Annotated in this window: 25 protein-coding genes and 1 pseudogene; 5 read left to right on the top strand and 21 right to left on the bottom strand. The window is 34.7% G+C overall.

Going from position 1 to position 25,126, the window contains the following annotated elements:
• Positions 1-87: 87 nt before the first annotated feature.
• Together COJ46_RS09380 and COJ46_RS09375 are read right to left on the bottom strand one after the other, a co-directional pair.
• Positions 88-543: an SRPBCC family protein gene (locus tag COJ46_RS09380; RefSeq protein WP_097978097.1), complete on the bottom strand. Its 456-nt coding sequence runs from the start codon at positions 541-543 to the stop codon at positions 88-90.
• On the bottom strand, positions 536-871 hold the full coding sequence (locus COJ46_RS09375) for an ArsR/SmtB family transcription factor (RefSeq protein WP_217993274.1): 336 nt from the start codon (positions 869-871) through the stop codon (positions 536-538). Before COJ46_RS09375 ends, COJ46_RS09380 begins: the two co-directional genes overlap by 8 nt.
• 191 nt (positions 872-1,062) lie before the next feature.
• Between COJ46_RS09375 and COJ46_RS09370 the strand changes: the two are divergent.
• Positions 1,063-1,257 (top strand): annotated as a pseudogene (locus COJ46_RS09370) (ATP-binding protein); the annotation flags it as partial.
• A gap of 141 nt (positions 1,258-1,398) precedes the next feature.
• Here the strand turns inward: COJ46_RS09370 and COJ46_RS09365 are convergent.
• From COJ46_RS09365 to hutU, 3 genes are all read right to left on the bottom strand, one after another.
• Positions 1,399-2,706, bottom strand: a complete 1,308-nt coding sequence (locus COJ46_RS09365; protein ID WP_098565868.1) for an MFS transporter — start codon at positions 2,704-2,706, stop codon at positions 1,399-1,401.
• A gap of 69 nt (positions 2,707-2,775) precedes the next feature.
• Positions 2,776-4,032: an imidazolonepropionase gene (gene hutI, locus COJ46_RS09360; protein WP_097978100.1), complete on the bottom strand. Its 1,257-nt coding sequence runs from the start codon at positions 4,030-4,032 to the stop codon at positions 2,776-2,778.
• Positions 4,032-5,708 (bottom strand): urocanate hydratase, encoded by a 1,677-nt coding sequence (gene hutU, locus COJ46_RS09355; RefSeq protein WP_097978101.1) that lies wholly within the window; start codon positions 5,706-5,708, stop codon positions 4,032-4,034. Before hutU ends, hutI begins: the two co-directional genes overlap by 1 nt.
• A 243-nt stretch (positions 5,709-5,951) precedes the next feature.
• On the opposite strand from hutU, the gene COJ46_RS09350 reads away from it, so the two are divergent.
• Positions 5,952-6,335: a VOC family protein gene (locus COJ46_RS09350; RefSeq protein ID WP_097978102.1), complete on the top strand. Its 384-nt coding sequence runs from the start codon at positions 5,952-5,954 to the stop codon at positions 6,333-6,335.
• Positions 6,336-6,413: 78 nt separating this feature from the next.
• Here the strand turns inward: COJ46_RS09350 and COJ46_RS09345 are convergent, their stop codons facing one another.
• The 6 genes from COJ46_RS09345 to COJ46_RS09320 all read right to left on the bottom strand — a co-directional run bounded on the left by COJ46_RS09345 (position 6,414) and on the right by COJ46_RS09320 (position 11,901).
• The gene (locus COJ46_RS09345) at positions 6,414-6,941 is read right to left on the bottom strand and encodes a DinB family protein (RefSeq protein ID WP_286133626.1); all 528 of its coding nucleotides are present in this window, start codon (positions 6,939-6,941) and stop codon (positions 6,414-6,416) included.
• Between the two features lie 202 nt (positions 6,942-7,143).
• Entirely contained in the window at positions 7,144-8,604 is a 1,461-nt protein-coding gene (locus tag COJ46_RS09340; protein WP_098565867.1) for a flavin monoamine oxidase family protein, read from the bottom strand.
• A gap of 182 nt (positions 8,605-8,786) precedes the next feature.
• A complete protein-coding gene (locus COJ46_RS09335) occupies positions 8,787-10,253 on the bottom strand; it encodes a response regulator transcription factor (protein ID WP_098565866.1) in 1,467 nt (488 codons plus the stop codon).
• Between the two features lie 197 nt (positions 10,254-10,450).
• Positions 10,451-10,957 carry a protease inhibitor I9 family protein gene (locus COJ46_RS09330; RefSeq protein ID WP_286133627.1) on the bottom strand — a complete coding sequence of 169 codons (507 nt, stop codon included), beginning with the start codon at positions 10,955-10,957 and terminating at the stop codon, positions 10,451-10,453.
• Between the two features lie 112 nt (positions 10,958-11,069).
• On the bottom strand, positions 11,070-11,300 hold the full coding sequence (locus COJ46_RS09325; RefSeq protein ID WP_069035062.1) for a hypothetical protein: 231 nt from the start codon (positions 11,298-11,300) through the stop codon (positions 11,070-11,072).
• 418 nt (positions 11,301-11,718) lie between these two features.
• On the bottom strand, positions 11,719-11,901 hold the full coding sequence (locus COJ46_RS09320) for a hypothetical protein (RefSeq protein WP_097978105.1): 183 nt from the start codon (positions 11,899-11,901) through the stop codon (positions 11,719-11,721).
• Between the two features lie 587 nt (positions 11,902-12,488).
• On the opposite strand from COJ46_RS09320, the gene COJ46_RS09315 reads away from it, so the two are divergent.
• Positions 12,489-14,165: a M4 family metallopeptidase gene (locus COJ46_RS09315; protein WP_097978106.1), complete on the top strand. Its 1,677-nt coding sequence runs from the start codon at positions 12,489-12,491 to the stop codon at positions 14,163-14,165.
• 93 nt (positions 14,166-14,258) lie between these two features.
• Here the strand turns inward: COJ46_RS09315 and COJ46_RS09310 are convergent, their stop codons facing one another.
• The 10 genes from COJ46_RS09310 to COJ46_RS09270 form a co-directional block, all read right to left on the bottom strand.
• Complete coding sequence (locus COJ46_RS09310) at positions 14,259-15,254, bottom strand: alpha/beta hydrolase (protein WP_098565865.1); 996 nt, start codon at positions 15,252-15,254, stop codon at positions 14,259-14,261.
• 87 nt (positions 15,255-15,341) lie between these two features.
• Entirely contained in the window at positions 15,342-16,112 is a 771-nt protein-coding gene (locus COJ46_RS09305) for a Cof-type HAD-IIB family hydrolase (RefSeq protein ID WP_097978108.1), read from the bottom strand.
• Between the two features lie 46 nt (positions 16,113-16,158).
• A complete protein-coding gene (locus tag COJ46_RS09300; RefSeq protein ID WP_098565864.1) occupies positions 16,159-17,106 on the bottom strand; it encodes a LacI family DNA-binding transcriptional regulator in 948 nt (315 codons plus the stop codon).
• A gap of 68 nt (positions 17,107-17,174) precedes the next feature.
• Positions 17,175-17,447 carry a hypothetical protein gene (locus tag COJ46_RS09295; RefSeq protein ID WP_098565863.1) on the bottom strand — a complete coding sequence of 91 codons (273 nt, stop codon included), beginning with the start codon at positions 17,445-17,447 and terminating at the stop codon, positions 17,175-17,177.
• Positions 17,448-17,657: 210 nt separating this feature from the next.
• Positions 17,658-19,376 carry an alpha-keto acid decarboxylase family protein gene (locus tag COJ46_RS09290; protein WP_098565862.1) on the bottom strand — a complete coding sequence of 573 codons (1,719 nt, stop codon included), beginning with the start codon at positions 19,374-19,376 and terminating at the stop codon, positions 17,658-17,660.
• A gap of 181 nt (positions 19,377-19,557) precedes the next feature.
• On the bottom strand, positions 19,558-19,707 hold the full coding sequence (locus tag COJ46_RS09285; RefSeq protein ID WP_176527932.1) for a hypothetical protein: 150 nt from the start codon (positions 19,705-19,707) through the stop codon (positions 19,558-19,560).
• A gap of 314 nt (positions 19,708-20,021) precedes the next feature.
• Complete coding sequence (locus COJ46_RS09280) at positions 20,022-20,330, bottom strand: MerR family transcriptional regulator (RefSeq protein ID WP_286145499.1); 309 nt, start codon at positions 20,328-20,330, stop codon at positions 20,022-20,024.
• Positions 20,331-20,336: 6 nt separating this feature from the next.
• Entirely contained in the window at positions 20,337-20,429 is a 93-nt protein-coding gene (locus COJ46_RS24950; protein ID WP_286145498.1) for a MerR family DNA-binding transcriptional regulator, read from the bottom strand.
• A 134-nt stretch (positions 20,430-20,563) separates the two neighbouring features.
• Positions 20,564-22,222 carry an FAD-binding dehydrogenase gene (locus COJ46_RS09275; RefSeq protein ID WP_097978112.1) on the bottom strand — a complete coding sequence of 553 codons (1,659 nt, stop codon included), beginning with the start codon at positions 22,220-22,222 and terminating at the stop codon, positions 20,564-20,566.
• Positions 22,223-22,415: 193 nt separating this feature from the next.
• Positions 22,416-23,294 carry a YitT family protein gene (locus COJ46_RS09270; RefSeq protein WP_098565861.1) on the bottom strand — a complete coding sequence of 293 codons (879 nt, stop codon included), beginning with the start codon at positions 23,292-23,294 and terminating at the stop codon, positions 22,416-22,418.
• A gap of 173 nt (positions 23,295-23,467) precedes the next feature.
• Here COJ46_RS09270 and COJ46_RS09265 point away from each other — a divergent pair, with 173 nt between their 5' ends.
• A complete protein-coding gene (locus tag COJ46_RS09265) occupies positions 23,468-23,911 on the top strand; it encodes a MarR family winged helix-turn-helix transcriptional regulator (protein ID WP_098565860.1) in 444 nt (147 codons plus the stop codon).
• Positions 23,912-23,913: 2 nt separating this feature from the next.
• Complete coding sequence (locus COJ46_RS09260) at positions 23,914-25,098, top strand: MFS transporter (protein WP_098565859.1); 1,185 nt, start codon at positions 23,914-23,916, stop codon at positions 25,096-25,098.
• The last annotated feature ends 28 nt before the right edge of the window (positions 25,099-25,126 follow it).

Below are 25,126 nucleotides of genomic sequence, written 5' to 3'. Positions count from 1 at the left end.
TTCGTCCACTTCCCTAGTATTTCTACAAAAAAAAAGGGCGTCCCTCCGTCAGTTAACCTGACTTACGGGACTGCCCCTATTAAATTCTTAAATAGAAATAGGTGGTAATGTATTCCCTGTTTCAAGTAAGCTTTTTAAGTTACTTAAAATTGCAGGCCAGCCATTGTTTAATCCTTCAAACGTATCATCACGATCTACTAAATCAGTAGGTTCAAGATTTTCATGTTTCAGCGTTAATCTAACTGTTGACTCTAAATCTTTCAACATAAATGTAACGATTGATGGTTCTTTACGGTTCGTCGGATCGTTTGTATGATTCCATGTGAATGAAAGTAAACGATATGGCTCACATTTTAGAATCGTTCCATAATCTGTAACTTCACCATTTCGTAAATAAGAAACCGTTGAGCCTACTTTCCAATCAGATTCAATTGCAGTTCCGAAAAAGTATTTTTCAGTAAATTGAGAGCTTGTTAAAGCTTCCCATAGTTTTTCGGGTGTAGTTGCGATGTATGTAACATAAACAAATTGTGGTTTATTCATTGTTATAATCCTCCTCAAGTTTTTTTAATTCACTTAATGTATCTAAGCGATTATGTTCATACTTGTTGATCCATCGCTTTGAAATTTCACTAATTGGTACAGGATTAAGATAGTGAAGTTTATTACGACCATGCCACTCTACTACAACAAGATTTGCTTCTTCTAGTATCACTAGATGTTTAGTTACTGCTTGTCTGCTCATTTCAAGATGTTGACATAATTCACTTAATGTTTGCCCGTTGTTCATAAATAGCTCATCAAGCAGTTTTCTTCGACTTGAATCGGCAAGTGCTTTAAAAACCTTATCTATCTCATTCGACCTCCTCAATATTTATATATTAAGCAACTAATTAGTTGCATGTCAAGTTCAATAGATTTTTTTTTGAAGTTAGTAAATTACTCGCTTTATTGAACAAAATTCATTTTAAAAAAACAAGATTCTATTAAAATAAAATGTTTTAAAACAAATGATTCCTTTTTTCCAAAAAGCTAAATGAAGTGTTATTAGCAGGATTTTGAAAGTTGGGGCAACCATTCTATACTACGAAAGAAAAAGGAACGGGCTTAGGTTTTATGATTAGTAAAAAAATCATTGATAATCATTTTGGCGAAATCCATATTGAGAGTGAAGTAAACAAAGGTACAATTATTGAAGTTATCCTACCGTTCGTAAATAAAACGGCCAATTATTCAACTGAGATTGCGATCAATTGATAAAAATTAACTAATAATTAACAATAAATTAAATGGATGTATGGATAAGTATATAAAGAATTTGTAATCCTTAAGTTTTAAAAGTGAATTCAAAAGCAAAAAAAAGAGAAATTGCCGAAACAATTTCTCTTTTTCATTCTATTAACCTGCAAGATCATTCGAAGGTCTAGCAGGTTGTTCTCGTTTCCCTGGTTTAACAAAGATCATGGCAACCATTCCTAATGTTACTGCGATTGATGCTGCGATAAACATTGCACTGTATCCATGTTTTGCGACTAGGCTACCTGTTAAGGTTGGTGCAATAATTGTAGCTAGGTTTGCGATGAAATGTGTTACGCCACCAAATGTTCCAGCTTTTTTTGGTTCTGTATCTAATACTACTGTCCAATAAATTGAGTTTGGTAAATAGTTAAATGCATTACCAATACACATTAAGATTAAGACTGCTGTAGCACTTTGAACTGTCGGAATCAGCATGAAACAAATTGCTGTAAAGAATAATGAAATAACTGTGAACCAAGATCTAGCAATTCGTAAATTCCCTGTTTTTCTAAGAAGTGAATCTGATATTTTTCCTCCTAGTAAACCAGTAAAAATAGCTCCAATCCATGGGATCATTCCAACAAATCCTAGTGATGCTAATGAAAAACCGAATTCATCTTGTAAATATTTTGGCGTCCAAGTAAGTAATAATATATTTACATATAAAAAGGCAAAATAACCAATTGCATTCATTACTAGATTAGGATTTTTGAAAAAATAGTACCACGGTGTAGATTCTTGTTCACTTTTTCCACTAACCGGATTATTTAAACGGATGATCTCAAGTTCTTGTTTTGTGACATTTGGATTTTCTTCTGGTAGGTTTGTAAATACTTTAGACCAAATAAATGCCCAAATTAAACCAACTACCCCAAGAATAATAAATGTCACTTTCCAACTTGCAACTGATAATAGAGCAACTACGATTGGTGCAGTAATAAGTGCTCCTACTGGTGTACCTACTAAACCAAGCGCAACTCCAAAGCCTCTTTCTTTCGGAGAAACCCAGTTTGCCATTGTTTTATTCATTGTTGAGAGGGTAGGTCCTTCTGCAAGTCCGAATAATACTCGGAAAACTGCAAATCCAGCTAAAGCTGATCCACCAAATAAAGTCGCACCTAAATTCCCAGCAAATACAGTGCCTAATTCAAAAATTGACCAGGCAGTTGCGGCAAGTAACCACATAAATTTAGGTCCTTTTTTGTCGGCGAAAGCTCCACCAAATAATGCTCCAAATATATAACCATATCCAAAGTAACCTAGGATTTCACCCCAACTTATAGGACTTAATCCAAACTCTTTAATTATCTCTGCCTGTGCATATGCAATTGCACCTCGGTCGATATAATTAACGATTGTGATCATAATGATCATAAAAATGATAAAGAATCTATAATTATTTTTCATTAAAAGATAGTTCCTCCTATTAATTTTTTTATCAGAAGAACCCCCCATATATTTATCACTTTCTACTACTTACACAATCTTTTTACCTTTTTTCCAAACAGATTTCACATGGTTAACACCAAATAAATATTGTAATTCTTGATAGTTTTTAACATTCCATAATACAATGTCAGCTTGTTTTCCAACTTCAAGTGAGCCGATTTGATCTTGGCGATTAATAGCACACGCAGCGTTGTATGTTGCTGCTGTTAAGCTTTCAGCTGGAGTAAGTCTCATTGAAATACAAGCTAAGTTCATTACAAGTGGCATGGAAGTTGTTGGTGAAGAACCTGGATTGCAGTCAGTTGAAATAGCTACAGCTACCCCTTCATCAACCATTTTTCTTCCTTTAGCAGCATCTTCACGTAAATAAAGTGCTGTTGCAGGTAATAGACAAGCAATTGTTCCTGATTTGGCCATTGCAGCAATACCTTCATCAGAAGCTTTTAATAAATGCTCGGCTGAAATAGCACCAACTTTTGCAGCTAATTCCGCTCCGCCATACGGTTCAATTTCATCAGCATGAATTTTTGGAATTAGATCATATTTCTTACCTGCTTCTAAAATTCGCTCTGATTGTTCTGGCGTAAATACACCTTTTTCGCAGAAAACGTCATTAAATTCAGCTAGTTTTTCTTCTGCGATGATTGGTAGCATGTCGTTAATTAAGTGATTAACAAATTCGTCTTCTCGTCCTTTAAACTCTTTCGGCACTGCATGTGCACCCATAAAAGTAGGAACTAATTCAACTGCATGCATATATTTTAATTTTTTCATCACTCGTAACTGCTTTAGCTCGGTTTCTAAATCCATACCATAACCGCTCTTACTTTCTACAGTTGTCACGCCATGCGCAATGAATGAATCTAGACGACGCATCGTTTGTGTCATTAATTCTTCTTCAGTCGCTTCACGAGTCATGCGGGCAGTCGCATGAATTCCGCCACCCGCATTCATAATATCCATATATGTTGCACCTTCAAGACGCATTTCAAATTCACGCTCACGGCTTCCACCATACACAACATGTGTATGTGGATCCACTAGACCAGGAGTAACAAGTTGGTTTGATGCATCAACAACTTCTGCTTCATGAATTTTTTCTGCATAGCGATCTTGAATTTCTTTTGTTGTACCAACAGCTTGGATTACTCCATCTTCAATCCATAAGCTACCGTCTTCAATTAAACCAAGCTCTGACATTGCTTCCTTTGAGCGAGGTCCTTTCATTTCAGAAGCAAGCGTTGCTAATTGAGCTGCATTTTTAATCCAAATTGGTTTTGTCATTACTTATCAGTCCCTTTATCAAGCATTGGAATATTTACTCCTCTTTCACGAGCAGTTTGTTTAGCTAGCTCATAACCTGCATCAGCGTGACGAACTACACCCATTCCAGGGTCTGTTGTTAATACGCGCTCAATACGTGCCTCTGCTTCTTTCGTACCATCTGCAACAATTACAACACCAGCGTGTAAAGAGTAACCCATTCCTACTCCACCACCGTGGTGAACTGATACCCAAGTAGCTCCACCAACTGCATTAATCATTGCATTTAGGATTGGCCAGTCTGCTACTGCATCTGATCCATCCATCATGCTTTCAGTTTCACGATTTGGAGATGCTACAGAACCTGAATCTAAGTGATCACGTCCAATTACAATTGGAGCTTTTAATTCGCCACTTGCAACCATGTCATTTAAGATTTTACCGAAACGAGCGCGCTCTCCATAACCTAACCAGCAAATACGAGAAGGTAAGCCTTGGAATTGAACTTTTTCTTGAGCCATACGAATCCAATTACATAAATGCTCATTATCAGCAAATTCTCTTAAAATAGCTTGGTCAGTTTTGTAAATATCTTCAGGATCACCTGATAATGCTACCCAACGGAAAGGCCCTTTACCTTCACAGAATTGTGGACGGATATAAGCTGGAACGAATCCTGGGAAATCAAATGCATTTTCTACTCCTTCATCCTTCGCAACTTGACGGATGTTATTACCGTAATCAAATGTCACAGATCCTTTTTCCATCATTTCAAGCATTGCTTTTACATGAGTTGCCATTGAAGCTTTTGAGCGAGCAACATAAAGTTCTGGATTTGAAGCTCTTAATTCTGCAGCTTCTTCTAATGACATTCCTGATGGTGTATAACCGTTTAATGGATCATGTGCTGACGTTTGGTCAGTTAATACTTCTGGAATAAAGTTTCTAGCAATCATTTCTGGTAAAATATCAGCTGCATTTCCTACAAGACCGATTGATAATGCTTTTCCTTCTTTTTTCGCTTCTTCAGCAAGACGAATTGCCTCATCTAATGAATCTGTTTTTACATCTGTATATCTTGTTTCGATACGACGATCGATTCTAGTTTCATCTACATCGATTCCGATACAAACTCCGCCATTCATTGTAACAGCAAGTGGTTGAGCTCCACCCATTCCACCAAGACCAGCAGTAACAGTTATTGTACCTGCAAGTGTGCCATTAAAATGTTGTTTTGCTAATTCAGCAAATGTTTCGTAAGTTCCTTGAACAATACCTTGAGAACCAATATAAATCCAGCTACCTGCTGTCATTTGACCGTACATCATTAAACCTTTTTTATCTAATTCGTGGAAAGTATCCCAATTAGCAAAAGCAGGTACTAGATTTGAGTTAGCAATTAAAACACGTGGCGCATCAGCATGAGATTTAAAAATCGCTACTGGTTTACCAGATTGAACTAATAATGTTTCATCATTTTCTAAATTCTTTAAGGAATCAACAATTGCATCGAAGCACTCCCAGTTTCGAGCTGCTTTACCAATTCCACCATATACAACAAGATCCTCTGGACGCTCTGCTACATCTGGATCTAAATTATTCATTAACATACGAAGAACTGCTTCTTGTTGCCAACCTTTTGTATTTAATTCCGTACCTCTATATCTAACTACTTTATCGACTGTAACCGTATTCATAATTTAATACCCCCTTGATGTGATATTTTCAGTCTAACACGAATTTTCCGATATTTTATTATAAAATAATGATTATTTTATAATTTATTTCAAATTACTTAACTTTTATTTGTTTTTTTATAAATTATCTCATTTTCTATTAATTTATTAGTCTATTTTAAAAGAAAACTATGGAATATAAAAAAGGTTTAAAATAAGTGATGTAGAATTCATTAATTGATTAAATCGAAAGGTGGTATCGTCATGAAATCAACTGTTTCCCCAATTGCTAGTAAAGTTAACAATGTTTTTATCCATGTTAAGGATTTAAAAAAATCAGTTAATTGGTATTGTAAACTCCTTGGTATTACGCTCGATAGTAGCCAGATTGAATCTCCAGTATTCAACATACCAGTAACAGGTACTACTGGACTTACATTAGATGATCATACTTTTGATCCTAATTTTAAGTTCGAACCTTCAAAACATGTGTTATTTAATTTCTACTCCGACGACATAGACGCGGCTTATAACTTTATGAAAGAAAATAATATTGCAATCGTAAAAGAAATTGAACGTATCGGAGAATTTGCTTATTTTAACTTTGAAGATTTAGATGGGAATGTATTAATGATTTGTACTAGTTAATATGAGAGAATAATCGAGGAAAATCTAAAATTCAAGCCTGTATCATCGATTAATATCATTCGACGACACAGGCTATTTTTAAGCATTTTTAAATAATTTACGGATCATTCTGATTTGGCCACGGTGATTGATTTCGTCCTCAAATACATGAAACCATTTAAAATAATTTGTAGCTTTTTCTCTACCAAACTCTGTCTGCTCATATAACCACTCATCTGAAAGTGTTTTAAACTTTGCATAAGTTTCTTCTCGAACCGAGTTTAAAAGATTAATATAATAGTCTGCATCATTTCCTTTAATCGTCTTTCTAGCATGATCATCTAAATCTAAACCAGGTAACCATTTCTCTTCTTCTTCCGAATTTAAGTCTCGATTTTCAAATGTATTAAGCTGATACCAATACTCAACTCCTGCCATATGAGTTAATAACATTCCGATGGTATTACCTTTTGGGGTGTGTAAATAATCTAACTCCTCCACTGTAATATCTTTAATAGCTTCCAAAGTTGTATATCTTACATAATTCATCATAGAAGTTAATGTATTAAAATCTCCTTTAACACCATCTTGCTCTCCAACTAAAAGTAATTTGTTCCATTCGTACATAGTTGCAACCCCTCTCATTTTTTCTACACAAAATTTCATTTTATAATAATTAATCAATAGAAAAAAGATAATTATGAAGATGTTTTTTAATTCCTCTAATAATTTAAAAAACGGATTTTAAAAAACAGCTCAGCATAAACTGAACTGTTTCTTTATATTTCTAAAAGAGAAATAGTTTAACTTTATATTTTCCATGAAGTCATTAAGCATTATTAACTTCCAAAGCAACCCTAATTCCAGATTCAATAGCACCTTCTATCCAACCAGGGATTGATGAAGTATGTTCCCCAGCAAAGTGTACTCTTCCTTCTGGTGTAGTAATATATGGTCCTAAATCAATTTCCTGTTCAGGCTTACCCATTGACAGAGCTCCCGCTGCAAAAGGATCTTGCGTCCAACTGTGCGAAGTGCCTGTAATAAACTCTGTATATACTTGATTTCCATAAATTGTTGCCAAGTCTCTTAATGCATATCTTATCCGATCTTCTTCTGACAAACTATCCCAATATAAGGCAGCATCCTCCCATGTATAACTGGCCAGTATTACACCTGGACCTTCAGAACCTAACTGGTTACTTGGAAAATAAGAAAATCGGATTGGTAAATCTGTGGTTGTTTTACCGCCGAACTGACCATACTTTTCCCAAAATCTTGATTTAAATTGTAGACCTATTTTAGTGGATGCCAAGTAATGAAGCGTTCGTATCGCTTTCCACTTATTGTAGGAAAAAGTATTCGGTGGAACAACTTGAACAAAGTTTAAAACAGAAAATGGAATCGTAATGATTGCAAAATCACTGGATAGTTGAAACTTTTCAAAACTATTTACATTTTCTGTTTGTAATGTAACTTGATTACTTTCTTGTATAATTCCTATCAATCTCTGTCCAAAGAAAAGATTTTCCTTTAATTCAGGTAAGAAAGAATATGGTAATTGATCATTTCCACCAGTAATTTCGTAAAGCTTTATATCTTTAGAAAATAGGACTGTAAATTCTCTTAAAATTGAAGTAAAACCTAGCTCTGGAAATCCTCTCGAACCTTGGATAACTTTAATAAGCTCGATTGCATCTGGTGACAACGATTGTCCTACAGGATTATATCTTAAAAATGCATCCATTGAATACTTATCATAATATTTAACAACAGTTTCCCAATTTTTATCTGGATTTTGACTTATAAATTCTAATAAAGGTTTAATGGCTTTTTCTATTAATTGATCAGCATTTAATCCTTTTTCTGAGGGATTTACTGGAAAGCCCAATAAATCAGGATTCGTTTCATTTTCTTTTTGAGTTAATTTAATATCGTTTACGTAAATTAAATCATTCGGTGTAGTATTAATAAATTCATTTAAAGGTAAATTAAATTTTTTAATATACTCAAAAACTAGCGAATGAGTCGATGGAATTCGCATAGCACCCATTTCAAGATATTGGCCCGCAATAAACGGCTTTCTTTTTGTGTAAACCCTTCCTCCTAGTCGCCCTGTTGCTTCTAAAATTGTTACAATATGACCCGCTTTTTTTAATAAGGATGCAGCAACTAATCCTGACATTCCTGCGCCAATGATCGTTATTCGATTTGGACTATTTGTTTTTTCTAGTCCATTTCGAATAATCGATATCATTTGATTCGTTGGAAGTTTTATTCTTGAGTTCATAAAAATCAACTCTTTCTAAAGTTATCATTCTTAAAATTTATTCATAATATCTTTTATTTAGAATTATCCTTTTGTCACGTTACTTCTAGGCCATTTGTTTTATTTCTCTACTAATTCATCAATGATTCTTAGTTAAATAGATTCATAAAAAAAACAGTTCAGCCTAAACTGAACCGTTTCTTTTATAATCCTGATCGATAAACTAAAGGAGTACACCCCTCAAGTTGTTTGAACTTTGCATTAAAATATGATTGGTGAGAATAGCCAATTAATCTTGAAATTTCATCTAGTGGTAAGTCAGTTTCATCTAATAATCGTTTTGCTTCTCTAATGCGCACTTCATGGAGTGTCTCTCTAAACGATTGATTTGATTCGGCCGCAAAGCGACGACTTAGTGTACTTTTATTAATCCTTAGTGCATCAGCGCAATCTGTTAAACTCCATCCGGCATCCCAATAATTTGATTCAATTAACTCCCTTGTTTTTTCAACTAAATTACGGTGACCTTCTTGGGTTGAATCATGCCCTTGTAGCAATAGTCTTGTTGTAAAATCAAGCAATTCTTGAACAATTTGATAGATGATCGGTCCATGTACAATTTTTTGGAAAATATCATAATAAGTACCTTCCCAGGATGCATTTTGAAGATTATTTGATTTCATATATCTTCTTATTTGTGCAAGTACACTTGTTAATCGGATTCGAACAATTTCTGGATCTGGGTAAGGCTGCTGAAAAGTTAAAAATTCTAGTTCCATCCAGTCTCGAATCGCTTTTGCATCTCTTTTTTCTAGCATTTCAATCCATTGGCGTTGCTCTAGAGGCGTAAGGAATGGATCCTTCTCTTGAAATGGCATTGGTTCGTTTTCAGCCAAAATAATATCATAACCTTCAAAGAAGATTCTCCGTGTTAACTGAAGTGTTTGCTCGAAAATATCTTTTAATGTCTCTTCCTGAGTTCCAACTTTCATTACGATTGCAAGAGGCTCATCCATCATTTCTTTCCAACGAGCAAGAAATGCATTATATTCGTCCTGCAATAATACTTCATCAACTTCATGTACACTTAAAATAAAGTCAGATCCTACGAATAGACGATTTTTCCCGGTAAAGGGATTTCGTTCTAATGCTTTATAGACAAGTGGAAGTGTACTTGAATTCGGTGTCAAAAATGCAACCATCGTAATCGGACCATCATACATTCGTTCATTCAAAAAAAGGTCAGGATAATCTATATTAAATGGGCTTATTTCTTCATTAATGTTTCTAGTAAAGTATCTTTCTTTATTACGAATTTGATAGCGTAATTGTTGAATATGCTTAATTAAATCAGTAGGAGAAAACGGGCGAAACAATACATCCTCCGCTCGATATTGTAATGCAAGATAAGCAGTTTGAAAAATTCGCTCGGATGAAATACCTAACCAACGAATTGAAAATTTTTGGATTAAATCACCAAATCTTTCACTCTCATTTTTCCAATGATCCATATCAAATATGACAAGGTCTGGTTGCTGTTTTTGAATAGCCTTTTCAAATTCTCCCACCGTTTTCCAAGAAACAAGGTTAATACCAGTAAAGTGCGATTCCACGACCCACCTAATCCCTGAAGCCTCTAACTCATCTTTTGCAACTAAATGAATTTCCATCGTGTTTTTCACCTTCACTTCTAGCTTTTTTATATCATAATAGCAAATTTATTTTGTTTTTGTAGAATAAAAACGCTTAATTAATCGTTTTTAATGAAATAGTATTTGAAATAATTCGATTTTTTAAATTTAAAGTTTTCCTTCTAAAAAAGTGCCTCAAAAGTATGTAAACTTTTGAGGCACTCACAAATGAATGATTATTTCTGATTAAACGGTGTAACAGGAGGCATAATATGTACTTTTTTATTTGGATAGATTCTTGCAATCACTGTTGATTGTGATAATCGTTTAATATCCTTACCAGGTAGCTCCATTGATACACCATTCAGTGCAGTTTTATAAACATGCCTAATCATATAAGGGACATGCTGATCCTCTAGCAGAGTTTTTAATTCTTCTTGAAATTTTGCATGACTTTCTTCTACTTGCTTAGTTGCCTCTTCCAAAGTAAGTTGTTTTCCAGCTGCCTCTGCTTCCTTTACAGCTACCACAGCAGGCTTTGTTTTAAATTCAATAATAATCGAAGTCATTTGATTAGTTGAAAAATCAATTGATGGATCTACAAAAAAAGAAGGGTTCATTGTAACATTCGCCACCTTTGTCTCATCTGAAATTTTAGTTGTATTAAGTGTATTCCCATTACATCCGCTCATCATAAAAAGCATTAAACTAAATAAAATACTTACTCTATAAAAATTCTTCATATTTACTACATCCCCTTCAAAAACTGTTTAATAAAAAAAGACAATCTATCAGGATTTTATCCTTTAGAGTGCCCTTTCAAACATTATTTAGTTTAGAAGTAATAAACATTTGTTACATCCTATAGTTATCATTCAAAAATTCAATATGATAATTAATCGTCCTTAAATATTGTTTTGTTGTATCTTTGGAAAGACTTTTAATCCTCTTTAACATATGAACACTTAATACTTTTTCATTGTTATAAATTCTATATTTTTTTAAAGTTGAAAGTCTATGATTATATTGACTCGCTTTGACTTCATTGAGTTTTTTTACATTTATTAGATAATCTGTAAAGTTCATAATTGCCCCTCCTACTTGTATAGAACAACGATTTTTCGTAAAAAGAACTAGTCCTATTATTAAAACCTACTTAGGACTAGTTCTTTGTATCATTCTATTTAGCATGTCTACTAATTATACCTCTAAAGTTTTATTTGTTTTTACTCCCCATCTTCTTCCACCTATTTTCCGACTACCTTCTCAATTATTCTGAAAATTCAATCGGAGGTCAAACGGATTATTTTAGTGTAGTAACATCAACACTTTTAAAAAAATCAGACTACTTTCGACTATATCCGATAGAAAAATGTGCAAAAATTTGTGTAAGTTTGGAGATAAAGTCATTGAAATAAAAAAATCCTATTGAAATTAACATTTCATAGGATTTAAATAACTAGATTAATTAAACAAAAACCAAATTAGGTCTATTTATAATACTTTAATTTAATTGATTCATCGTCACAGAAAAGATATAGCTTTGATACTTATCACAGCCTTCATAACGAAATCTCTTTCCGTCTTTTCTAAACTCTCTACCATCTTCTTGAAAACCTAAATCGTGTAAAACATCTTTAATTGAACCATTTTCGTAATCTTTTCCAACCTGGAATTCGATACTCAATTAACTCACCCTTTTACTAGTTTTTGTTATTTATTTTGGTAATTTTAGGGTGATTTTATACTTTGCAATGATTGTTTAACAATCAGCAAGGCTAATAAATAAGACTCAAAGGTTCATGTGAAAGCAAAGATTATCATTATTTATAAAGGAATTTCGTTGTAGCAAAGAAGATTATGAAAAAAATAAGGTCAATGAATATTAAAAGCAGGAAATCATTAATTCTCTAAATTTTCTGCCTTTTTTTGTTTTTCTTACTTTAATTTTTAACAAATCTAGAAAATAATCATTTTCTAATATAATAATTTCAATGTTTTTTTTCTCTTTAAGCTCCATTTCCTTGAGTTAATTTTAACCAAAATCATACATATTCTTAATAAAATTCGATTTTTTATTTACCATTTTTTAACTAAAATTGATACTTTTTAACTATTTTAAAGATTCTGAATAAATTTTTCGTCGATATTTACGCTTATTTTTCCCTCACAAAATGCAAGAATTGACGTTTTTTGTCGTTTGATAAACCAGTTTTTCAGGTGATACGATGAATTCCTCAATACCACATTGTTAACCAAGGGGAGGAATTTTTAATGAACAAAAAAGTTTTAGCGGTTGGATTATCTGTAGGTTTGGCGGCAAGTAGTTTAGGAGTAACTAATACATATGCTGCACCAAAAAATGTATTATCTAAATACAAGTACAACAAATCAGTAGGATCTCCTGAATTCGTTTCTGGACAGCTGACAAAACCATCAGCTAAGAATGCTGAAACTGTTGTAAAAGAGTATGTAAATGCTAACAAAGATAAGTTCAAATTAGGTTCAAAGTCCGCAAATGATTCGTTCATTGTTAAGTCTAGCAAAAAAGATACTTATGGTACCGCACTTCGACTACAACAAGTTTATAACGGTGTTCCTGTATGGGGATCTACTCAAACGGCTGTAGTTGGAGATAATGGTGCTCTACATGTTTTCTCTGGTACAGTAATTCCAAACTTAGATACTAAAAAAGGGTTAAAATCTACTAAAAAAGTTAACGCTAATAAATCTATCAAAATCGCAGAAGCAGACCTTGGATATACCCCTGTCTATGAAAAAGACCCAACAGCTCAACTAGTAGTTTATACAAATGGTGATAATGCTACGTATGCTTATGTTGTAAACTTAAACTTCCTTTCTCCTAAACCTGGAAACTTTTATTATTTCATTGAGGCTTCAACTGGAAAAGTTTTAAATAAATATAATAGTATTGATACAATGGACAGTATCCATGCTGCTAGTAAATCAGCTGGAGCATCAGTTGCTAAACCAACAGTTTCTGGTACAAATGTAACTGCAACAGGAAAAGGTGTACTTGGTGATACAAAAACATTAAATATGACTTTATCTGGTTCAACTTATTATTTACAAGACAATACAAGAGGAAACGGTATTTTCACATATAATGGATCTAATCGTACTACTCTTCCTGGTACTCTTTTGTCAAGCACTGACACACTACTAAATAGCACAAGTGAAGCTGCAGCAGTTGATGCACATTATTATGCTGGAAAAACATATGACTATTATAAAACTGTTTTTGGACGTAATTCATTTGATGGTAATGGTGCTGCTTTAAAATCAACTGTCCATTATAGCCGTAGTTATAACAATGCATTTTGGAACGGTACTCAAATGGTTTATGGTGATGGTGATGGAACGACTTTCACTTACTTATCAGGTGGACTTGACGTAGTAGCTCATGAGTTAACTCACGCAGTTACAGAAAGAAGTTCAAACTTAATCTATCAAAATGAATCTGGTGCATTAAACGAAGCGATTTCGGATATTTTTGGAACTGTTATTGAGTTCTATAATAATAACAATCCAGATTACGAGATTGGTGAGGATATCTACACACCAGGTATTGCTGGTGACTCACTTCGTTCAATGAGTGATCCAACTAAATATGGTGATCCAGATCACTACTCAAAACGTTACACTGGAACTTCTGATAATGGAGGAGTTCATACAAATAGCAGTATCATTAACAAAGCTGCTTACTTAATTGCAGTTGGTGGAACTCATTACGGTGTATCTGTAACAGGCATCGGTAATGATAAACTTGCTAAAATTTTCTATCGCGCAAATACAGTTTACTTAACTTCTTCAGCAACATTTAGTCAAGCTCGTGCAGCACTTGTACAATCTGCTGCTGACTTATATGGTGCAGGCTCTGCTGAAGTAACAACTGTTAATAATGCATTTGATGCAGTTGGTGTAAAATAATTAAAAATTTATAAAGTAAAAGAAGTCTCATAAGTGAAAGTACTTATGAGACTTCTTTTTTTAATGAACGGAAGTAGCAAACCCATCACCTTTTTATTGAGAAACTTTCGTACCATTCAAGAAGTTAAGTAATTCATTAAATGTATTTTGAGCAGCTTTCGTATTCATTTGGAATTGGTATTCATGACCTAGTTTTCCTTCTGATTTACTATAAAAGACTTGTTTAACACCTGTTCTTTTTTCTAGTAAAGTTGCAAATTTTTTACCTTGTGATTCAAAGGAACCTGTATTTCCGTCAGTTATAAATGTTGAAACAAATTTTTCTGGTACATTTCTTAAAAGAGATGTTTCCTTCGTCATCTTTTCATCTTCCCAATTGTATTTTCCAAAATAGGCCCATCCAACTCGCTTAAACATAAATTTAATCATTCTTGAAGAAGCGTTTGTCTGCACTTCTTTCAGATCATAAGGACCACAAAGAAGAATCGCACCACGAATTGTATTTTGATCAACGCTCTGACTGATTTTAGCTGTATCGGAATAGTGTTTATTCATTTGAATGCTAACAAATTGTGCTGTAAGCTGAGCTCCAGCTGAATCTCCAGCTATATAAATATTGTTTAAATCCAGTCCATATTTACCAGCATTTTTTTTAATAAACTTGTAAGCTTGATCGATTTGTTGTAGAGGTATTGGATAAGCAACACTCGGCGCCAAAGGATAATTTATATTCACTACATTATACCCATGACTCGCTATATATGTAGCATATTTTCGAACATCATTTTTATCTCCGGCTACAAAAGCACCACCATGAATCCAAAAAATGGTTGGAACGTATTTTTGGTCACCTTTATATTTAATCAAATCGAACGTACTGCTTTTATATTTTGATGAGTACTCAATATCAGTATCCATTGTAGTTTTTTGTTTTGCTATACCATAATCTGCTGCCTCTACTTCAATACCACCCGCAAAAGACTTCTTCAAAATCCACGTTACAGGCCTTGGGGATAGAAATATCGATCCAACACCAACTATGATTATTAAAAGTAAACATATTCCAATTATTTTAAATGTGCGCTTCATATTTGTCCTCCAGATAAAGAGCTAACTGAAGCTTATTATTCGATTTTCCAAAAAATATCATACATAAAGACAGAATTCGTTCACATATTAGATTAATAACATTTTCTTAAGAGCATTGTAAATTCCATGTTCATTGCAACTATCTGTGATTAAATTGGCTTTCTCTTTAACCGCAGTTTCAGCATTTCCCATTGCAACGCCAACTCCTGAATGTTCCATTAGTTCGATGTCGTTCATTCCATCACCGAAGAAGACAATATCTTCTTGCTTAAATCCATTTTCTTTAGCGATTTTCAAAATTGTTTTAGCTTTGGAACCTTCTCTAGGAATAACATCTGAGCCATATTGGTGCCAACTAACATAGCGGAATTCATTGATATCATATTTGTGAAGATCTTCAGTCTTGCAAAACAGCATAGCTTGAATAATAGAATTTTCTTTCCAATACATCTCATCAAAGTCAGGTATAATCAATCCTAGACTTTCATAGGACTTAGTTAATGACTCTCCAGGTTCTTCAAAATGTCTTTTTACCCCGTTCAATGTTTGGAACACAATCTGATCATTGTTTTCCATCGCAATTTCAATTAATTTCATAATAGATTCTTTTGAAAATATTTCCTCATGAGCTATTTCATGACTGACAAACCCTACTGACCCATTGCATAAAACATACGTATCAATTTCGAGTTCGTCGACGATGGATATTGCAGAAGTGTAATCTCTTCCTGTCGCGATTACGATTTCATGTCCATTTTCTTTTAGAGAAACCAAAGCTTGTTTCGTACTGTCTAAAAACTTCATTTCAGTCGTTAGTAATGTTCCATCAATATCAAAAACAATAAATTTTTTACTCATTTTCTTTCCCCACATTTTTCTCTATTTTTTTATCATTCATTATGCTTTAAATAGAATCTCTATCTATAATTCGATATGGTATTTTTACTTTTTCTCTAGATTTCGCTATTACAAGGCTACAAGCGTGTTCACCGATTTTTGTTAATTGATGATCCACTGTAGGAATTCCCATACCTATTCCAATTGGTTGATTTTCTTGGCCAATGATTGCTAAATCAGTAGGGATTTTCAATTGTTGCGACTTTGCGTATAAATACATTCCACCGGCCACTTCATCCCCATTTGCATAGATAGCGGTTGGCTTTTTTTGTAATTGGAGAAATTTCTTTGCTGCTTCATATCCATCTTCTAAGCAATGACATTCTGTGAGATGATATTCAGGTTGAAGTTCACCAAATATTTCAATATAGGCAGCAATCATTTGCTTCGTACTGTTGCTTTCTAGCCTAGCAGTTGTGAATGCTACCACATCATGCCCTTTGTTTTTTAATAATTGAAAAGCATCCAAATACGAAGAATGGCGGTCCATATAGGAACAGCCGATTTCCTTGTGTTGCGTATATTCACAAGCTACGATTGCACCATATTTGCTAAACGGAATGATTGTTTCCCAATCATTTGCTCGTGAAGTGATAATGATGCCATCATACAGCTTGCTTTTTAATTTTTGCAAATACTCCATTTCTTTTTCTTTACGATAATTTGAAGGAAGCACCGTTATCAAAAAATCTTTCTCTAATGCCTTGTTCAGTATACCGTTTAATATTTGATCAAATGCTGGATTGTTGTTATATGGGAGAATAACCCCTATTGTCCGTGTTTCTCCTCGAATTAAATCAATTGCATTTTTATTTGGTGTATAGTTCATTTCTTCAATAACTTTAAGAACTGCCTCACGTTTATCACTAGCAACATACTTATAATTGTTTAGTACTCTAGAAACAGTAGAGACCGATACACCTGCTAATCTTGCAATATCGTTAATATTTGCCATCGCACACCTCCAACATATATGAATTATCAAGGATTTTTATGCATTACATTCAATCTTGGAAAAAGCGTTTAGTAAGAAATGAGGTTTCCACTGTATGCCCATCTTACCGTAATCCTGTGTTCTCCTACAATGAGTGTAGAATGTTCAAACTCTTTCCTTTCTCCTTCAAACCAGAATGATTTTTCCATCTTTATTAGTTTATTGGTTACAATATATAATCTTTTATTGGTTAAAAACAAATCTCCAAAGTAAATATTTAGTGTTCCATCAAAGATTTCCAATAAGCCTGTAACGTTAGACAATACATTTTCATCGTGTTGAAGGTTAATTTTTCTGTTCATTTTTTCCCCCTCCGTTCAAATACGGCTTACTTTCAATCTAATTTATGAAATGGATTTCAAGTCAAGAGAAAAAAATCAAACTAAATTTCAGGCCAGCTATAAGGAAGCAGATCAAAGTTTTCATCACTCGGTATATTGAACAAATAATAGAGCGATGAACATCAAAAAAAGTTGGGATCATTGATTCCAACTTTTTTTTGTTTATACTGACTACTTTTGACTGCGTTGCATTGCCTGTTTCTCCAAATACTTGTACATCTTTTTCATATTTTCTGGTGCGTCCAATGGGTCTTTTACAATCATTTCAATAAGACAGAGTCTTTCGGAACATTCAATTTCAGCTTCGTTTACTGCCTGTTCAAACTCTCCATAAGTACGAACAATAGCAGTAAACGCATTGCCTCCAAAAGCTTCAGCTAGCTTAGTGTAAGACCATCTAGGGATTTTGTTGTATGTTTGATTTTTGGTTTTTACATTTAAATATTTTTCGATGGTATAACCGTCATTATTTAAGACGAAAATTATCGGTTTACAGCCGTAATATAGCATAGAGCTGATTTCTTGTGCAGTTAACTGTAGTGAACCATCACCTGTAAACAGTAACACCCGACGTTCTGGGGCTGCGATACAGGTACCAAACGTCGAGGGGGTTGCATATCCGATGGAGCCCCAGCCTCCTTGCCCAATATATGTAATATTACTAGGCAGTCTCACCTCTGCCATGCCATTGAAGAGTGTACCAATCTCAACGATCATAATGTCGTCCTTTTTCAGCATACGTTGAAAAAGTGGATAATAGCCGGCTGCCTTAAGTGGTTCATCGTTACTTACTTTGTATTGATCGTATGGGAATGACACTTTTTTGATCGCTCCCTCACCTTTATAACCCACATTTTGTACTGCTTGAAGCATGTCATTTGCAAGAACGTTCGGATATACCGCCTCAGCAATCTTCACTAAGTCCGATTGAATATTAATGGTCACCATTGAATTCAGTTTTGCTGTAAAATTCCCTGTGTTGGTGTCCGCGGGTACCAAGCCAATCGCAATGATACAGTCTGCATTTTCTACCGTACTTTGAACTTCAGAACATCCAAACGAGCCTAAGTACATCCCAATATAATTTGGATGGGTTTCATCAAATGCCCCTTTACCGAACATCATGGACGCAACAGGTATATTCATGGCGTCTGCTAAATTTAGTACAGCAGCCTGAAGGCCAAAACGCATTGTTTTTACATCCACTAGAATAACAGGCCGCTTAGCATTTTCTAGTAGCTGACGGACATGTTCTGTCGCAGCCTGAATAAATTTTAAGTTTGACGTTTTTAGTTGTTGTGTTGGCTCTATCCGTTCCATAATCGGCTGATCGACTAAATCATCAGCCACAACGAGGTAAACAGGTTGTTTCTTTTCTTTTGCAATGCGAATAGCAGCAGGAATTTCAATCATGGCATTTTCAGGTGTGATTACCGCACTATAGGCCGTTATCTGTTTATACATATTGCGAAATACATTAAAATCCCCATCCATTAGAGTGTGGTGCATTAGCTTGTGCTCTTTTTGATCTTTTTCTTTTGGCGAACCAACAATGTGGATTATTGGAACATGTTCGCTATAGGCTCCGGCTATTGGATTACATGCATTCAACTCCCCAACACCAAACGTTGTAATAAGAGCAGAAATCCCCTTGATTCTTGCATAGCCATCTGAAGCGTAACCCGCGTTTAGTTCGTTCCGTCCTTCAATAAACTGGATTCCGTTATATCGCTCCAACGTATCAAGTAGTGAAAAATTATAGTCCCCTGCGACACCGAAAATTTCAGTAATCCCCTCTTGCTTCAAGCAATCAAACAAATACTGCCCAACTGTTTTTTGTGCTATATCAGCATGTGTGTCGGGACTAACTGTATTCTTCATTTTATCCATTACACACCCACTCCTTTTCCAATATCAATAGCTTGTTCAGTTTTTTAGTACCCTTTTTATTCGTACCCTATCATAGAACAGGCTATACGGTTGTTTAGAATAAGGAATAGTGTAAAACCAATACAAAGCAACAAAAGGACAAATTCGATTTAACGAACTTGCCCTTTTTTAAAATAGTTGGTTATTGAATTGTATTTTTCAACATATTATACATATTTGTCACATGTTCATCGACTTGATCTCGCGACATACGAAGTCGTTCAACTGAAGTTCCATATCCAATTGAAATTTCCAATCGTTCTTTGCATCTGATTTTAACATAATCAGGCAAGAAGTCTCCTTCCTCAAGCTTGTTAAGAACTTAGTCCAACGGTAGGTGGGAGATGCATTGCCTTTTTTCGATAGAAAAACATATGGTTATATGCTTTGATTTTCTTATGAATTGTTCTTTGAGAAGTAGTTATATAAGGTTGAGTGGACAAATAAGACATCGTGCGAAAACCAAGCCCGTCACCCTTCCACTCGTAAAATAACTAAGGTAACGAAAGAACCTCCATTCGTTGGACATCTACCGCAGGAACTGTGGGAAGTAACGCTCGTGGAGATGAAAGGTTGCTTTCGTCATGGAATCGAGAAGCCACCACTTCAAGCGTTAGCTAAGTGGTGGGAGTGGTTCACGATATTAAAACGTTGTTGAATCCCTGCATTGTTTCGATTAATTTTCAAATCAATCCCCTCTAGCGATTTTGTCATTAACGATATTTCTTCTAGAACTGCCTGCTTATGATTCCTCATCATTTCAAGTCGGAGTTCAATCGTGTTGTCTCCTTCTACGACCCAATCAATATATTGCTTAATACTACTAATGGGCATATGCGTATTTTTTAGACAAATAACGGTTTCTAGGAGTGAAATTTGATTCTCTAAAGAAAAGCCTTCTACCTGCTTTATCACGCTCGATCAGTGTAATAATCCCTTTTTTTCATAATAACGCAAGGTTGATTCAGTAATATTGAACTTTGCTGCAGCTTCACTAATTGAACAATATTTCATTGGCAGACCCCCAAAACATATCTTTCATTGTCGACAGGAATATCATACGACTTAAACTATGGTTTAAGTCAACAAAAGAAAAAATAAGATCGACTAGTTTGTCGATCAAACGTATTTGTTAGATGAGTTCGATTTTATTCTAAATCTCTACTAATCGCTCTTCCTGCTTGTCTACCTGAAAATAAACAACCGCCTAAAAAGGTTCCTTCCATCGCGCGATAACCATGTACACCACCACCGCCGAATCCAGCAACTTCACCTGCTGCATATAGTCCAGGAATAGCATCACCTGAAGAATTTAATACATTCCCATCTAAATTTGTTTGAAGTCCACCAAGTGTTTTACGACTTACAATATTTAAACGAACAGCAATTAACGGACCGTTTTTTTGGTCTAAAATTTTATGAGGAGATGCAACACGAATTAATTTATCACCAATATAATTTCGCGCTCCTCTTAAGGCAGTTATTTGTAAGTCTTTCGTAAATTTATTATCCATTTCACGATCACGTGCAATTAGTTGCCGTTTGATTTCATCATAGTTTAGTAAGTTTTCCCCGGTTATCTTATTCATGCCTTCAACAAGGTCTTCTAACGTGTCTGCAACAACAAAGTCCTCTCCTTTTTCCATAAAAGCTTTTACCGGTGCTGGTATCCCTGAAGTTGCTCTTTTCATCACTTGTTTTATGCTTTTTCCGGTTAAATCAGGATTTTGTTCTGAACCTGAAAGGGCAAACTCTTTCTGAATAATTTTTTTCGTTAAAATAAACCAGGAGTAATCATAACCAGTTTCTTGAATGGCTTGTAATGTACCTAAAGTATCAAAACCAGGAAAATTTGGTGCAGGAAATCGTTGTCCTCGGGCATCCAACCAAATTGAAGATGGTCCAGGAAGAATACGGATACCATGATTGCTCCATACCGGATTCCAATTTTTTATGCCTTCAGTGTAGTGCCACATTCGATCGCGATTAACAATTCGACCACCAGCATTTTCAGTAATGGCAAGCATTCGACCATCAACATGTGCTGGAACACCAGATATCATTCTTTTCGGCGGGGTACCTAATCGACTTGGCCAATTTTGGCGTATTAAATCAAAGTTCGCTCCAATACCGCCACTTGATACTAAAACGGCCTTTGCCCCATATTGAAAGTCACCAATGACTTCACGAGAGCTATCTTCTCCTCGTTCTGATTTACTTGGTTCTAATAAAGAACCACTTACTCCTACTACAGCTCCATCTTGTGTTAGAAGTTGATCTACACGATGTCGGGATCTGAATTCTACTAAACCTTTTTTCATATGCTCGCGAACTCTTCGTTCGAAAGGAGCAACAATTCCAGGACCTGTCCCCCATACTACGTGAAATCGGGGCACTGAATTTCCATGACCTTCTGCAAGATATCCTCCACGTTCAGCCCAACCGACGATTGGAAAAAATCTCACCCCCATGTCATAAAGCCATTGCCTCTTCTCACCTGATGCAAACTCGACATATGCCTCTGCCCATTTCTTTCCCCAATAATCCTCATCATCTTCTCGATCAAATCCTGCAGTTCCAAGCCAATCCTGCCAAGCTAATTCCCTTGAATCCTTAATTCCTAACCTACGTTGCTCAGGAGAATCTACTAAAAATAGCCCACCAAATGACCACCAAGCTTGACCACCTATTGACGCTTTTGGTTCCTGGTCTAATAACAATACACTTTTTCCAGCATCAGCCATCTCAGCAGTTGCAACTAAACCAGCCAATCCTGCACCAACAACAATCACATCGAACTTCTCCATCGAACTTCTCCATCCAACTTCTCCCTCCTTTTAAGCCTTCTAATCTATCAAATTATAAATTTATCTACAAAAACAGTTTTCTAAATTTTCAGTTATCAATTAAATAATACAGCAAATAGCAAGACAATAAAAGGAAAGAAGGTCCAATAATTCTGAACCTTCCTCCATTTTTAAATGCTTTTGTTGACCAATCCTAATGTACATTTTTCTTTTTAAATCTTCCACCACGTACTTCTGCAATATCTGAAATTGCTAAAAAGGCAGTTGGGTCAATGTCATCGACAATTGTTTTTAATTCCGCTTCTTCTAATCGAGTGATAACACAATAGATAACCTTTGTAGTTTCACCTGAGTATGCTCCTGTACCATTTATATATGTAACACCACGGCCCATTCTAAAAAGAATTGCTTCTCCAATATCATCACTTTTGTCACTAATGATCCATGCTGATTTTGATTGTTCTAATCCTTCAACCACTATATCAATTGTTTTAAATGCAACTAAATAGGCAATAATTGAGTACATTGCTCGATCCCAAGAAAAAATGAATCCAGCAGCTCCTAAAATAAATAAGTTGAAAACCATAATGATTTCACCAACGGAAAAAGGAATCTTACTATTAATAATGATTGCTAGAATCTCAATTCCGTCTAGTGCTCCACCAAATCGAATGGCTAATCCTACTCCGACTCCAACGACCATTCCTCCAAAAATTGTTGCAAGTAGAATATCTTCCGTAAAAGCAGAGATATGGTGAAACCTGCTTGTTAAATAGGAAAGAACAGTGATACCAAGAATGGTTGATATTGCAAATGTTTTCCCAATTTGCTTATAACCCAAATAAAAAAAAGGTAGGTTTAGTACAAATAGAAAGATCCCAAGTGGAAGACCTGTAAGATGGGAAAACATAATTGAAATACCTGTTATTCCACCATCGATAACATCATTTGGAACTAAAAAAATTTCAAGACCAGTCGCTACAAGTAAAGCACCAACTAGCATTGCAATTGCTCTTTGCACAATCTTCATTTTGTGAGATTTACCGTTTGTTGCTTGTATTGCTCCTGCCATCTCAAATACCGTCCTAACTGTTTTGTAAAATTTTTCTACATTTAATATTTGCTCTTATGCTCAATTTATACTAATTAAGTTCATTCACTGGACATTCACAATTTGTTCAAATATAATTAGCTAGACAACTATTTTAATTAGCTAGCTAACTAATTTTCCAAGGAGACTTTTTTATGCGCAAAAAGCAGCCTTTCTTTTTTTTATTAAATCAAACTACACGTCAGTTTTCGAAATCATTTAATGAGCATCTCGTTCCTACTGGATTGTATTTGGCACAATGGTCCGTTATTCACTATATCCATTTACATGGACCATGTACTCAACGAACAATTTGTTCGAATTTGAATATTGAGCCACCTACACTGACACGAACACTTCGCAGAATGGAAACGTTAGACTTAATTGTTCGCAAAGAAGGAACAGATAAAAGAGAAAAAATGATTCATCTAACTAATAAAGCTATAAATCAATTTGATAGTTGGAAAAAGCAAATCATCTCATTTGAGAATGATGTTATTAAAGATATACCCGATGAAGAGCTTGATATTGCACTTCAAGTTTTTCAAAAAATGATGAACAATATGAAAGCGTCGGAGGTTACTAAACAGGGGGAATAAGTTTGAAAAACGAGCGTTTATGGACAAAGGATTTTCTAAGTGTAAGCTTAAGTGGATTTTTTGTGTTTTTAGTATTTTATACGTTGATGGCGACATTGCCGATTTTTGTGATTGATAATTTAGGCCAAGAAGATAGTAAAGTTGGTCTTGTAGTAACATGCTTTCTTATCGCCTCAGTTGCAATTCGTCCATTTGCAGGTATCTGGCTTGATACAATTGGTCGCAGAAAAATACTTATCATTTCATTAGTTTTCTTTACTTTAACAACATTTTTATATCCTTTTATAAATAATTTTGCATTATTACTATTATTGCGTTTTGCACAAGGGATTGCTTTTGGTCTAGGAACAACCGCGACAGGTACAATAGTTGCTGAAATAGTTCCTGTAACACGTAGGGGCGAAGGTATGAGTTATTATAGTTCATCCATGATCCTTGCAATGGTATTTGGTCCTTATCTTGGTATTAATTTAATGAATCATTTCACCTTCCATATTTTGTTTTTTGTTTGTGGATTCTTCGCAATTATTTCACTTATTTTCGGTCTATTCATTGCGATTCCTAAACAAACATTGAAAGCAAAAACTCGAATTAAACCATCACAATTAATTGAGCGTTCAGCATTACCAATCTCAATTACTTCAGCAATTATCTCTTTTGGTTACAGTGGTATCATTTCATTTATCACATTATACGCAAAGAATTTAGGTTTTGTAGATATCGCTAGTTTCTTTTTTATTGTTTATGCAGTTTTCATTTTAGGTTCAAGACCTTTCACTGGTAAACTATTTGATCGTAAAGGAGCAAGCATAATTGTTTATCCTGGGATCATCTTATTTACGATTGGTCTAGTTGTCTTGAGTTTTTCAACTGTACCAACAATCTTTTTATTTTCCGCTGCTTTAATCGGTCTAGGCTATGGTTCAATCGTACCTAGTTTCCAAACATTAGCGATTAACACTGCTGCCCCAGCAAAAAAGGGAATGGCAACAGCGACATTTTTTATGTTTTTTGACACCGGTATGGGGATTGGCTCTTACGTTCTTGGAATTGTATCTGCGAAAGCATCATTCCATATTATGTACGTAATAACGGCAATTGCTGTATTATCAACGACTGTCATTTACTATTTATTGCATGACCGTAAACAAAGAAAAGCTATAGATCTCGAAAATGCAGCCGCATAAACATAAAACCCACCAATTTTTTTGGTGG

The sequence above is a fragment of the Bacillus sp. AFS077874 genome (assembly GCF_002566505.1).
Lineage (GTDB): Bacteria > Bacillota > Bacilli > Bacillales > Bacillaceae_G > Gottfriedia.
The sequence above is the reverse complement of the archived record's forward strand: the minus strand, read 5'-3'. Positions and strand labels throughout refer to the sequence as shown.

What these genes read in the sequence shown, in the direction of transcription:
- COJ46_RS09345 (WP_286133626.1), bottom strand. Translation starts at nt 6,941, where the DNA reads ATGTACGAATGGAACAAATTACTTTTAGTTGGAGAGCAAGATGGTGTT.
- COJ46_RS09275 (WP_097978112.1), bottom strand. Translation starts at nt 22,222, where the DNA reads ATGGAGAAGTTCGATGTGATTGTTGTTGGTGCAGGATTGGCTGGTTTA.
- COJ46_RS09340 (WP_098565867.1), bottom strand. Translation starts at nt 8,604, where the DNA reads ATGAACTCAAGAATAAAACTTCCAACGAATCAAATGATATCGATTATT.
- COJ46_RS09365 (WP_098565868.1), bottom strand. Translation starts at nt 2,706, where the DNA reads ATGAAAAATAATTATAGATTCTTTATCATTTTTATGATCATTATGATC.
- COJ46_RS09335 (WP_098565866.1), bottom strand. Translation starts at nt 10,253, where the DNA reads ATGGAAATTCATTTAGTTGCAAAAGATGAGTTAGAGGCTTCAGGGATT.
- COJ46_RS09330 (WP_286133627.1), bottom strand. Translation starts at nt 10,957, where the DNA reads ATGAAGAATTTTTATAGAGTAAGTATTTTATTTAGTTTAATGCTTTTT.
- COJ46_RS09305 (WP_097978108.1), bottom strand. Translation starts at nt 16,112, where the DNA reads ATGAGTAAAAAATTTATTGTTTTTGATATTGATGGAACATTACTAACG.
- COJ46_RS09265 (WP_098565860.1), top strand. Translation starts at nt 23,468, where the DNA reads ATGCGCAAAAAGCAGCCTTTCTTTTTTTTATTAAATCAAACTACACGT.
- COJ46_RS24950 (WP_286145498.1), bottom strand. Translation starts at nt 20,429, where the DNA reads ATGAAATATTGTTCAATTAGTGAAGCTGCAGCAAAGTTCAATATTACT.
- COJ46_RS09310 (WP_098565865.1), bottom strand. Translation starts at nt 15,254, where the DNA reads ATGAAGCGCACATTTAAAATAATTGGAATATGTTTACTTTTAATAATC.
- COJ46_RS09380 (WP_097978097.1), bottom strand. Translation starts at nt 543, where the DNA reads ATGAATAAACCACAATTTGTTTATGTTACATACATCGCAACTACACCC.
- COJ46_RS09300 (WP_098565864.1), bottom strand. Translation starts at nt 17,106, where the DNA reads ATGGCAAATATTAACGATATTGCAAGATTAGCAGGTGTATCGGTCTCT.
- COJ46_RS09295 (WP_098565863.1), bottom strand. Translation starts at nt 17,447, where the DNA reads ATGAACAGAAAAATTAACCTTCAACACGATGAAAATGTATTGTCTAAC.
- COJ46_RS09315 (WP_097978106.1), top strand. Translation starts at nt 12,489, where the DNA reads ATGAACAAAAAAGTTTTAGCGGTTGGATTATCTGTAGGTTTGGCGGCA.
- hutI (WP_097978100.1), bottom strand. Translation starts at nt 4,032, where the DNA reads ATGACAAAACCAATTTGGATTAAAAATGCAGCTCAATTAGCAACGCTT.
- COJ46_RS09270 (WP_098565861.1), bottom strand. Translation starts at nt 23,294, where the DNA reads ATGGCAGGAGCAATACAAGCAACAAACGGTAAATCTCACAAAATGAAG.
- COJ46_RS09325 (WP_069035062.1), bottom strand. Translation starts at nt 11,300, where the DNA reads ATGAACTTTACAGATTATCTAATAAATGTAAAAAAACTCAATGAAGTC.
- hutU (WP_097978101.1), bottom strand. Translation starts at nt 5,708, where the DNA reads ATGAATACGGTTACAGTCGATAAAGTAGTTAGATATAGAGGTACGGAA.
- COJ46_RS09290 (WP_098565862.1), bottom strand. Translation starts at nt 19,376, where the DNA reads ATGGATAAAATGAAGAATACAGTTAGTCCCGACACACATGCTGATATA.
- COJ46_RS09350 (WP_097978102.1), top strand. Translation starts at nt 5,952, where the DNA reads ATGAAATCAACTGTTTCCCCAATTGCTAGTAAAGTTAACAATGTTTTT.